Origin of the sequence: Paenibacillus praedii, from assembly GCF_049725345.1 — a bacterium.
Classification (GTDB): domain Bacteria; phylum Bacillota; class Bacilli; order Paenibacillales; family Paenibacillaceae; genus Pristimantibacillus.
The window spans coordinates 214,337-224,552 of record NZ_JBMWAM010000005.1 but is presented as its reverse complement, the minus strand read 5'-3'; the positions used below and the strand labels follow the sequence as shown (position 1 = coordinate 224,552).

General features: G+C 48.8%; 15 protein-coding genes, 1 pseudogene and 1 riboswitch. Of the genes and pseudogenes, 12 read left to right on the top strand and 4 right to left on the bottom strand.

All coding sequences use genetic code 11. From position 1 onward, the window contains the following. Positions 1 to 371 precede the first annotated feature (371 nt). The 10 genes from rpsN to rpmG all read left to right on the top strand — a co-directional run bounded on the left by rpsN (position 372) and on the right by rpmG (position 5,867). Positions 372 to 641 (top strand): 30S ribosomal protein S14, encoded by a 270-nt coding sequence (gene rpsN, locus ACO9K6_RS07445; protein WP_424766904.1) that lies wholly within the window; start codon positions 372 to 374, stop codon positions 639 to 641. A 25-nt stretch (positions 642 to 666) separates the two neighbouring features. Next, positions 667 to 1,002, top strand: coding sequence for a DUF3024 domain-containing protein (locus ACO9K6_RS07440; protein WP_424766903.1), 336 nt, complete (start codon positions 667 to 669; stop codon positions 1,000 to 1,002). A gap of 56 nt (positions 1,003 to 1,058) precedes the next feature. Then, on the top strand, positions 1,059 to 1,868 hold the full coding sequence (locus ACO9K6_RS07435) for an AAA family ATPase (RefSeq protein WP_424766902.1): 810 nt from the start codon (positions 1,059 to 1,061) through the stop codon (positions 1,866 to 1,868). Positions 1,869 to 1,953: 85 nt separating this feature from the next. Next, positions 1,954 to 2,400: a hypothetical protein gene (locus ACO9K6_RS07430; protein WP_424766901.1), complete on the top strand. Its 447-nt coding sequence runs from the start codon at positions 1,954 to 1,956 to the stop codon at positions 2,398 to 2,400. Between the two features lie 92 nt (positions 2,401 to 2,492). Further along, positions 2,493 to 2,924, top strand: coding sequence for a Fur family transcriptional regulator (locus ACO9K6_RS07425; protein ID WP_424766900.1), 432 nt, complete (start codon positions 2,493 to 2,495; stop codon positions 2,922 to 2,924). A 42-nt stretch (positions 2,925 to 2,966) separates the two neighbouring features. Then, positions 2,967 to 4,163, top strand: coding sequence for a GTP-binding protein (locus ACO9K6_RS07420; RefSeq protein ID WP_424766899.1), 1,197 nt, complete (start codon positions 2,967 to 2,969; stop codon positions 4,161 to 4,163). A gap of 17 nt (positions 4,164 to 4,180) precedes the next feature. Then, positions 4,181 to 4,642, top strand: coding sequence for a hypothetical protein (locus ACO9K6_RS07415; protein WP_424766898.1), 462 nt, complete (start codon positions 4,181 to 4,183; stop codon positions 4,640 to 4,642). A gap of 20 nt (positions 4,643 to 4,662) precedes the next feature. Further along, positions 4,663 to 5,379, top strand: coding sequence for a class I SAM-dependent methyltransferase (locus ACO9K6_RS07410; protein WP_424766897.1), 717 nt, complete (start codon positions 4,663 to 4,665; stop codon positions 5,377 to 5,379). A 122-nt stretch (positions 5,380 to 5,501) separates the two neighbouring features. Beyond that, complete coding sequence (locus tag ACO9K6_RS07405) at positions 5,502 to 5,681, top strand: hypothetical protein (protein ID WP_424766896.1); 180 nt, start codon at positions 5,502 to 5,504, stop codon at positions 5,679 to 5,681. Between the two features lie 36 nt (positions 5,682 to 5,717). Further along, positions 5,718 to 5,867, top strand: coding sequence for a 50S ribosomal protein L33 (rpmG, locus tag ACO9K6_RS07400; protein ID WP_424766895.1), 150 nt, complete (start codon positions 5,718 to 5,720; stop codon positions 5,865 to 5,867). A 57-nt stretch (positions 5,868 to 5,924) separates the two neighbouring features. On the opposite strand, the gene ACO9K6_RS07395 is transcribed toward rpmG, so the two are convergent. Continuing rightward, on the bottom strand, positions 5,925 to 6,113 hold the full coding sequence (locus tag ACO9K6_RS07395; RefSeq protein ID WP_424766921.1) for an opine metallophore biosynthesis dehydrogenase: 189 nt from the start codon (positions 6,111 to 6,113) through the stop codon (positions 5,925 to 5,927). Between the two features lie 532 nt (positions 6,114 to 6,645). Continuing rightward, a pseudogene (locus tag ACO9K6_RS07390) lies at positions 6,646 to 7,239 on the bottom strand (MsnO8 family LLM class oxidoreductase); the annotation flags it as partial. Between the two features lie 145 nt (positions 7,240 to 7,384). Here ACO9K6_RS07390 and ACO9K6_RS07385 point away from each other — a divergent pair. Beyond that, positions 7,385 to 7,873: a hypothetical protein gene (locus ACO9K6_RS07385; RefSeq protein WP_424766894.1), complete on the top strand. Its 489-nt coding sequence runs from the start codon at positions 7,385 to 7,387 to the stop codon at positions 7,871 to 7,873. Here the strand turns inward: ACO9K6_RS07385 and ACO9K6_RS07380 are convergent. Next, positions 7,870 to 7,962: a hypothetical protein gene (locus ACO9K6_RS07380; RefSeq protein WP_424766920.1), complete on the bottom strand. Its 93-nt coding sequence runs from the start codon at positions 7,960 to 7,962 to the stop codon at positions 7,870 to 7,872. The two genes, ACO9K6_RS07385 and ACO9K6_RS07380, sit on opposite strands and share 4 nt — an antisense overlap. Before the next feature lie 171 nt (positions 7,963 to 8,133). Continuing rightward, positions 8,134 to 8,212: riboswitch (ZMP/ZTP riboswitch) on the bottom strand. Positions 8,213 to 8,321: 109 nt separating this feature from the next. On the opposite strand from ACO9K6_RS07380, the gene ACO9K6_RS07375 reads away from it, so the two are divergent. Then, positions 8,322 to 9,218, top strand: coding sequence for a DMT family transporter (locus ACO9K6_RS07375; RefSeq protein WP_424766893.1), 897 nt, complete (start codon positions 8,322 to 8,324; stop codon positions 9,216 to 9,218). Here the strand turns inward: ACO9K6_RS07375 and ACO9K6_RS07370 are convergent. After that, the gene (locus ACO9K6_RS07370; protein WP_424766892.1) at positions 9,213 to 10,091 is read right to left on the bottom strand and encodes a LysR family transcriptional regulator; all 879 of its coding nucleotides are present in this window, start codon (positions 10,089 to 10,091) and stop codon (positions 9,213 to 9,215) included. The genes ACO9K6_RS07375 and ACO9K6_RS07370 overlap by 6 nt on opposite strands. Between the last annotated feature and the right edge of the window lie 125 nt (positions 10,092 to 10,216).

The window sequence follows — 10,216 nt, the reverse complement described above, 5'->3', positions numbered from 1 at the left end:
CCATTTCACCAGAGTTGTTTTAGAGATACCATATTTCTTAGTCGCATCCTTCAAGCTAATCTCGCCACTCGATATTTTACCGATTATAGCAAGTTTATCTGACGGACTATATTTTTCTTTAGGCATGAAAAAGCTCCCCTTATAGTACCAGGTTTTATTATTTCACCTGTCTACCGTATGGGGAGCATATCACTTTCTGGACAGCCCCTTTTTTGCGCAGTGACGGGTCCGTAGGAGAGGTTGACAATTTTAATCGTATTAATTACTATTAATAAAAGTAATGATTACGATTTGCGAAGGGATCTGTTTAAACGATCGTGACCATAGAATTCAGTAAGTATTCGAAAGTCGAGTAGAAGGAGATGAACGGTTTGGCTAAAAAATCGAAGGTTGTCAAGGAGCAAAAACGGCAAGCGATAGTAGCACGATATTCGGAAATCAGAAAGCGGATGAAGGAAAACAAGGATTACGAAGGGCTGAGCAAGCTGCCGCGCGACGCTTCGCCGACTCGCCTGCACAGCCGTTGCCAGGTGACGGGAAGACCGCATGGTTATTTGAGCAAATTCAAGGTTTCGCGTATCGTATTCCGCGAGCTCGCGCATAAAGGCCAAATTCCGGGCATTAAGAAGTCCAGCTGGTAATATGAAACGCGCGAGGTGAGGAGCAATGGATCCATTCACGGTTCGAAGACTGGAGAAAATATTGGACGGCTACATCGAGCTGAAGGTGCCCCGCGATGTACGTTCTTCCGTCAGACTGGTTTATCTGTGGGAGGATAACGTCTTGACCTTGTATGAGAAGAGACTCCTCTATCCGGAACGGGAATGGAGCATAACCCCCATCGCCCAATTTCGCTTGGAATCCGGCAGCTGGAGCGTGTACACAAGGAGCGCGGACGATCAGTGGAGCCCCGTCTCCTCCATTGAGCCCCATCCGGACTTCGAGCAGCAGCTTGAGCAGGTGGAGACAGACCAGGAAGGATTGTTCTGGATCTCTTCGTAGCCTTGGACGGTAGACTGGCATTAGCGCGAGGATCAACATAGAAGGAGAATGACGAGATGAGCAAAACAAACGCGAACGCGCGTCTGCCAAGGGCGAAGGGAACCGACATGGCTTCGTATTACGCGCCGAAAGAATGTGCCAGGAAGGTGAAACGAATCGTATTGCCCCCGAGAAATCGGCAAATCGTCGAGGAGTTTATTACGATACTTGGCATGAAGGAAAAGTTTGAACGATACGATGTTCCGATCCCCAATAAAGTGGTGATGTTCGGCCCGCCGGGCACGGGCAAGACGCTAACGGCTTTCTACATGGCGGCCAGGCTGGAAATCCCGCTCATTCTGGTGCGGCTGGACGCCATTATTCATAGTCATCTTGGCGAGACGGCAAGCAATGTGCGCAAAATATTCGAATATGCCAAAGCCACGCCATGCGTACTCTTCCTGGATGAATTCGACGCTGTGGCGAGAACCCGGGAGAACAACGACGAGGTTAAGGAAATGGCGAGAGTGGTCAATACGTTGCTTCAGTGCATGGACGAATTCGGTGGGGCCAGCATCTTCATGGCAGCCACCAATTTAGAGACGGAGCTGGATAACGCGATATGGCGCCGTTTCGATACGAAGATGACGTATAGTATGCCGGACGAAACGGAGAGAACCGAATACGTTTCTTTATTATTCGGCGACTTTGAGCATGAGGAGAAGACTCGTCTAGACACGGTTGAACGGTTATCCGGCTGCAGCTATGCAGATATGGAGCAAATCATCCTAAAGGCCAAGAGAAAAGCGATCATTGAAGATTGTCTGCTGCGCATGTCCTATATAGAAGAAGCGATTGAGGAGTATCAGCCCAAGACGAGCAGTTGAGGGCTGGTATAAGCAATTGCGTTAAATCACGAGCCATGATCATAATAATTACGCTCATAAGAGGTGCATCTATGAATCGTCTGGATTGTATTATAGTGGGGGCCGGCGCGGCAGGCATTGGTTTAGGCTGCGTTCTGCAGGACTATATGAATCCAAGACCTTTCTGCAAGTGCCGAGGGCACGGGCAGTTGGTTGGCGGGTACGAGCAGTCGTTAATCAGTTTATGCTTCAAGCCAAGCCGATCTTTATCTTGATATGTTTGGCTGCCGGGCTTCTGCAGCTATCAGGGCTGTTGAACGGCTTGTCACATCTGGTAAAACCGCTTCTGGCACTGATGCAGCTTCCGGCCGATGCCGCAGGAGGAATACTATTCTCCGTGCTGCGCAAGGACGGGATGCTGCTGTTGAACCAGAACGAAGGGGCCATGATTCTTGCCATGTCTGCCGGGCAGTTGCTTGTGCTTGTCTATCTGGCTTCGATGCTAACAGCTTGCCTGGTTACGTTGTGGACGGTACGCAAGGAGCTGGGATAGCGGTTCGCTTCTTCGCTTGCGGGCAAACAAATGATGATGTCGATTGTTTCCGCGAGCATGATCATGCTTATTGCGGGTAGGTGGTAAACAAGATGTCAACTGGGATGAATATGGACGAGCTGCTTCGCGACATGCTGAAGAACGGCTTCAGGGTGACGGCGCAAAGGAAGGCTATGCTGCAACTGGTGCTTCAATATTCGCATTCTTTCGCCGCCATCGAGCTGTATCATGAGATGGAGAAGCATTTCCGAGGACTAAGTTACGGCACCGTCTATCTAAATTTGAAAATGTTTATCAAGATGCGTATTGTGGAGACCTTCGCCGTCAACAATGAGGTTCGGTACCGGCTGGTGGAGCGCCGTCAGCCAAAGCTGCATTTGATATGCATGGAATGCAACGATACGATTCTTGTCGATATTCATCCCGCCCAGCTTGAGATGCTCCCGGACCGGCGCTTCACGACTGTTGATTACAAGCTGGATGTGTTCGGGTATTGTCCGGATTGCAGCCACACCGAAGGATAGACTTGATACGCTCCAGTTGCGAGTGATAGGAGGCTGAGATAAATGAATATAACACAAGACAAAAACAAGATACCAGTAACGGTACTGAGCGGATATTTGGGCGCGGGTAAAACAACGATTCTAAACCATGTCTTAAATAATCGCGTTGGACTCAAGGTAGCCGTCATCGTCAATGATCTCAGCGAAATCAATATCGACGCCCAGCTTGTGCGCGACGGCGGGGGGCTCAGTCGTACGGAAGAGAAGCTGGTGGAAATGTCGAACGGCTGCATCTGCTGCACGCTGCGCGACGATCTGCTGCAAGAAGTGGAGCGGCTTGCGAAGGAGGGGAGTTTCGACTACATTCTCATCGAATCGACGGGAATCGGCGAACCGCTCCCGGTTGCTCAGACCTTTACCTACGTGGATGAAGATCAGAATATCGACTTATCCAAGCTGACTCGTCTGGACTGTATGGTGACGGTCGTCGACGCGTACCATTTCTGGCAGGACTTTAACTCGACTGAATCGCTCAAGCAGCGCAATCAGGAGGCGGGAGAAGAGGACACAAGAAATGTCGTGCATTTGCTTACCGATCAGGTAGAATTCTGCGACGTGCTTATTATCAACAAATGCGACATGGTCAGCGAAGAAGAGCTAGAGAAGCTTGAAACTGCGCTCAGAGGCTTGCAGCCTCGTGCCCGGATCATTCGATCCAGCCACGGAAAAGTCGATCCGAAGGAAATTCTGAATACTGGGCTATTCGACTTCGATGCGGCAAGCCAGTCCGCCGGCTGGATACAGGAGTTGCAAAGGGAGCATCACACTCCAGAGACGGAGGAGTACGGCATTTCTTCTTTCGTCTATACGCGCAAGGTTCCATTTCATTCGGAGCGCCTGCTCAAGTGGCTGGCCAAGTGGCCGAAGTCGGTGGTGCGCTCCAAGGGCATTATGTGGCTTGCGACGAGAAACAATACGGCGATATCGTTCAGTCAGGCAGGCGTTTCGCGGCAGCTTGCTCCTGCAGGGCTGTGGGTAGCGTCGCTGTCGGAGGATGAGAGACGAGCGTACTTCGGCGACAATTATCCAAAGTCCCCGGACTGGGACGACAAATGGGGAGATCGAGTTACCAAGCTTGTATTCATTGGCATGGATCTCGACAAGGACGCTATCGTTCGATCACTGGATGGAGCATTGCTGACGGCGGAGGAGATGAGCGGGAGTTGGCGCGCGCTCCCTGATCCGCTGCCGGAATTCTAGCTTAGGGAGTGCGAGAAATGGCCTACATCGGTAAAAGTGAAGAATCGGAGCGGATTGTCAGTGGGCATGGCGAGCATCACTGGAGTCGCAGAGAAATGGAGCTTGTCCGGTGGATTGCCATTTCGAAGCCGAAGAAGCGCCCCAAGCAAGTCGTATGGCTCGGAAATACAGAGATCGATGCGGAGCTGCTGCCGGCGTTGTCGCTGTTTAAGAGAATGGGAATCGCGACGGAGTTCTCTTGCGCGGGAGTCAGCCTGCTGGACGAACCGGAGGAGCATTCGTTATACGCTTATATCACCTTCCCGGCATCGGCGCGGACCGAAACGTTTATCCAGCTTGCAATGAAACGAATGAGGCACCGTCTTCTAGTAACGTTCGAGCCTGGGCGGAATCGGTACGATCTGTCATCCTTTTATATCGGACATAATCGTTCATTCTGTCTACTTATGGAGAGCTGTGCCAAGGCTATGATGAAGTGAGAGGAAGGAGAACTGCCGTAATGAATGAATGGATGGAGGCGGACACCTGGAATCAACGCTCGGAGTCTTATACGAATCGAATGGAGAGATGGCTGGATGACTCGGAGCAGCAGCTATGGAGCCATCGTCTCCATTCGTTGCTGGGAGAGGCAGGAGCCCTTCATGTGCTTGACATCGGGACTGGCTCCGGGTTTCTTGCCATCCCGTTATCCCGGTTAGGCCACCAGGTTACAGGACTTGATTTCTCCGAGGATATGCTCAGAATTGCTGCAAAGAGGTCGAGTATCATGGGGCTGGACTGCAATTTCGTTCATGGAAGAGCTGACGAGCTTCCGTTTGCCGATGAAGCCTTCGATGCAATCGTCAGCCGTCATCTGCTTCCATATTTGTCCGATCGCCCTTATGTCCTGGAAGAATGGCTTCGGGTTCTGAAGCCTGACGGCCGCCTTGTAATATGGGACGGGGATTGGATCGCTAGAAACATCGTTCCGTATGCCTTGAAAAAGCGGAATGGCTTGACTGGAAGCCCCAGGCGCCAAGGTATTGTGAAGCGGCAAGGACAAATTCGGAGATTTGGATCGTCAAATTCGCTTCGCCACGGAGTAACGGAGGATTTGATCGCTGCGGGCTTCTGTGATATCCAGTCCTGCGAGCTGGAGGAGGCGGCGATATCCGGTCTTGGAAGAGCGGTAACGCTGGCATGCGAGAAGATCGTGATCTCCGCTCGTAAGCCATAGCGAAAGCGCATTTGGTGGTCCCTCTATTCAGTTTGGGCCCGCAGAGAAATGGGCGGGATCGCTGCCTCAGACGGAACGGCAGGAATTGCTGAAGGAACAACCGCAAATGGCGGAGAGCTGGGATGAGATGCACGGTGACCGACGTGTTCATCGGCCTGGATTTGGATCGCTCTGCGATTTCGCGAGAGTTGGACCGATGCTTGTTGACGGACGAAGAGATGGAGATGGAGATGAACTGGAGCGAGTTTCCGGACGAGTTCCCGGATCACACCGATGTTCAAATGGAAGAAAGATTGCAATAACTAAGACATCTCTCAATCCGGAAAGGAGGGAAGAACATGAGAGTCACGATTACGCTGGCATGCACCGAAAGCGGTGACCGCAATTACACGACATCGAAGAACAAGCGCAACCATCCAGAAAGGTTGGAAGTGAAAAAATATTCGCCGCGCCTCAAGAAGGTTACCGTTCACCGGGAAACCCGTTAATAGGGACAGAAGCATGGCTGCTCATCGCGAGCAGCCATGCTTTTTGTTGGGGCATCTTTATTCGGCAGTGCGGAGAGGTAGCAGCTCCGCGCATATTTGCACAATATTGAGTTCGAAGCTTTGCGTCCTGAAGGCATCTGACAGGGCACTTCCAGACAGTCTTGCCGACGCTTCTTGTACAGCCTGATCGTAGCGGGATACGAATCGGTCTATCGTCGGACACTGTACGCCAGCGTATCGGGCTATTCTTGAATGATCTTAAGGACGTTACCTAGGGAAGCAAGCTAGTCGCAAAATTGTCGGTTGGGAGATTTGGGAGGAAGAGGGTTAAGACAGAGATGATTGGACAGGGCACTCTCCTTTGTGGAGTGCCTTTTCTGTAGCTGAGAACCGAACATACATTCCAGTTGATTGTTTTTTCTGAAATGTTTTCGCTTCTGTTTGAAGGGAGATAAGTATGTGCCAGTTTCTTGACACGCACTCCCTATTTTATAAGCAGAGGACAGTAACCAATGGATATTCTAACCGACACTAAACGGCTCAAGGTAAAGCTAACTGAGCTACAGTACATTCTTCGACCGTGTAATCAAGCAGTACAATAACAAGAGAGATAATTCGATGTACTACTACACTATCCGTGATAAGCACAACGGGGTATTCCTCGGACTACATCCACGTGAAGCCTGTATTGCCAAAAACTATAATGTAGCACTCTCGTTCCACAGCTATTCGCACGCATGGCAGCGCGCTACTGGAGCTAATATGCAGCTTTGTACCGTTAAACCGCGAGTGCCTCCATCATATTGCCTGGAGCAAAATGACCGGCAAAAGAAAATGGCAGACCAAGTTTACCAGCGAGTTGGGCGCTGTAAAATGCTGAACCAAGCAGCCAGATCGGAATCTGTGTATTTTCACCAGGAATAGCATGGAAAGTATGTTCACCATTGCTTGTTGCGGTTCCACTACCATGCAAGTAAGCGGTTAGCTCCTGAAGCTGCTCCGCAAATTCAGGTTCACCGGCTGTCCGTCGACGCAATACGTTAGCTGTATACCAATCCGTTCCTGGCGCGCGGCCTAAACCAAGATCAATCCGGCCCGGAAAGTAAGTTTCTAACGTACCAAATTGCTCGGCCACGGAAAGTGGAGAGTAATGCGAAAGGAGCATAGCGCCTGAACCAACACGTATTTTCTCCGTAACGGAGGCCACTCTGCTAATCACAATTGGAGAAGCGGAACTGGCCATTCCCACCCAATTGTGATGCTCTGCCAGCCAAAATCGTTTGTATCCCCACTCCTCAGCTTTTTTTGCCAAATCAAGGGTGTTTCGAAGCGATAATTCAGCTGAACCTCCCACAATAATAGGAGAAGGATCGAGTACAGAAAGGGGATTTAGTCAGAGGAATTGCGACCGCCTTCATCGCGCTTGATCTCAACCTGATCGATTCGTTTCAAATTATCGCATCGCGGGTATATTTGAGTAAGTTCATAAACCTTTTGATGAGAGAGGAGTGCTGGCTATGACGGTGACAATCGGGATTTTTGAGAAGGAAGAGGGAGTTTTGGAAGCAATCAAGCGTTTTCAAGCTTCAGAAACTGACAATAAAGGGCTTCGAATTGTTTTGAACAATAAGGACGCGGCGCCGATGTTGGCAGCTCAAACGGATATTCCTGTCGAGGAAGTGTATGGGATTTTAGACGCTCAGGAAAGTAATGATCTAAGCGGCAGACCTCCGCTAGAAGCAGCTCCCCTTGCTGCCGGCGGCTATTCGACGATCAATAACGGTGTAAGAGGTGAACCTGTTGGAATAGTCGCTAATGTTTTTTCACGTAATGACGGACAGCGTATAAAGGATGTGCTGCGCGAGATCGGCATACCAAAAAATTGTGCGAAGGAGTGCGGCGAGGCTGTAGAGGAAGGACGTTTTTTGCTTATTATGGAAGCCGATCCTGAGTCTGAGGCGGATTCGGTGCTGCGTCAGGCTGGAGCCGTTGACGTGATTCATTAGATCCGGTTGGATCTAATGCCGAGTCTCTTACAAGCATTACCTTTCATACGCACATAGTTAGCAGATGAGGGATCGTCGCCGACTAAAATCGTAGCTAAGCAGGGGACAATACCTTTGTCAGCCAGTTGTTTAACTCTATACTAAGGACTCTTTCATCTCAGCAGCAACACGGTTCCCATCAACAATCAAAGTTTCAGTTTTCATCCAATCAGTCCTTTCTGCTCCAATAAGCCTGGGCAGAGACAAGGGGGAATTCCCTTTGCCTCTGCCCAGGCTTACGGCTAATTATCTATATACTCCCCATGGTTATGCCATGCTCCGCCAGCCACACATAGTCAAATTGTAATCTCGTTTTAATAATTTGATAACTGAAACAAAGGAGCGTATGATAAGTTATTAGATTCCGTCCAGGAGTAAATGCTAATACTACAAGGGGATATATTCAATCATGCAAAACTTGTCAAAACTGCAAACGGTACTACTAATCCTTTTTCTCGTTTTCGTATGGGGTGTAAATTGGCCTTTATCCAAATTCGCATTGTCTTATATGCCGCCTGTGCTGTTCTCTGGAACGAGAACATTGCTAGGTGGCCTTCTTTTGCTATGCATCGCCATTCCAAGATTTAGACAACTGCATTTCAGTAGGACTTGGGCAATCTATCTCATTTCCGCTTTGTTTAATGTTGTCTTGTATTACGGATTACAGACGATTGGACTGCATCATCTGCCAGCGGGACTATTCTCGGCAATCGTGTTCCTTCAACCGGTGCTGGTCGGTATTTTCTCATGGATGTGGCTCGGGGAGTCGATGAATGGCTTGAAAATTACTGGACTTTTTCTCGGTTTTTCTGGCGTGGGCATTATTAGCAGCGGTGCAGGCGGATTGTCCGGTCATATTTCCGTTGTGGGCATTTTACTTGCCTTGGGGTCGGCGCTAAGCTGGGCATTAGGGACGATTTATGTCAAAAAAACAAGCTCACGCGTGGATCCAATTTGGCTCGTCACGCTTCAATTAATTGTAGGAGGCCTGTTTATGACGGCTGTAGGCTCCTCCGTGGAAAGCTGGTCAGACGTTTCTTGGAAGCCCGTGTTTGTTTTGAGTCTTATTTTTATTTCAGTTTTTGTCATTGCGATCGGCTGGCTTGTATTTTATAAGCTGATCGATTCGGGAGAGGCAAGCAAGATTTCTTCCTATACGTTTCTGATTCCATTAGTCGCCATCTTGACCGGCACCTTGTTCCTGAATGAACCATTTACGCTCACTCTTTTGATCGGCCTTGTATTCATCATAGCAAGCATTTATTTTGTAAACCGGAAAACCATGCAATCACATGCTAAGTTATAAGTCGCTTCCTTCTTCATCGATTTTTAATATATCCATTACACGATACATGAGCGCATGGCTCCAATAGTTATGTCTCCAGCTGGCGATCATTCGCCACTCGGGAACCTCACCCGGCAGGCTGATGCTTGCAACACCTTCATTAGAAGGTAGGATACAATCCGGAAGCATAGCCAAGCTTGTCCCAGCTTTAACGGCCTTCAGAAGCAGCTCTACCGAACCGAAAGACTGGGACACCTTCATGGATTGGTTTTGCCGCTGATTCCACCTATTTACACTCTTCGCGATCGATCTCTCCATTAATTCTGCAAACATATACTCCTTGAGAACCTGTGAGTTGGATACGCCATCCTTCACAAGAGGATGATCATCCGGTACGATCAGCTTCAATTCAGACGTGATCACATGCTGCTGATAAAGAGCGGCACTGTCGAATTCATGAGATAGATCTCCGCAAAGGACAAGATCGATGGTGCCTAATTGCAGCTTCTTGAATAGCTCATCCTCGTCTGCAACCATAATGGAGATGCTTGTTTCTTTCATCGTATTGAACTTAGCCAAGGCATTGATTTGTATAAGGAAGGCTGCCGTACTATTCGTACAGCCGATTACTAATCGATTTTTTTCGGTATCACTCATTGTAGAGAGCTTAAACACGGCTTCGGCATAAAGGGCATCAATTTGGGAAGCATAATGGAGCAGCACTTTACCATTATTCGTAAGCAGAACTTTACCGGTTCTAGCTTCAAACAGCTTAACGCCCCATTCCTCCTCCATTTTCTTCATATGAAAGCTGACTGTGGGCTGCTTTAGCTGCATGGCGTTTGCAACTGCTGTGATTTGTTTGTAACGATCGATCAGAACAATTAGCCTCATTTTTAACAAACTCATCATATACCTCGATCCATCATACTTTTTATCTATATTTTACGACTTTTTATAGAAAAATTCTATGATAATTAATTGATAAATTAACAAATAGAAAACACTCGGTTAATGAC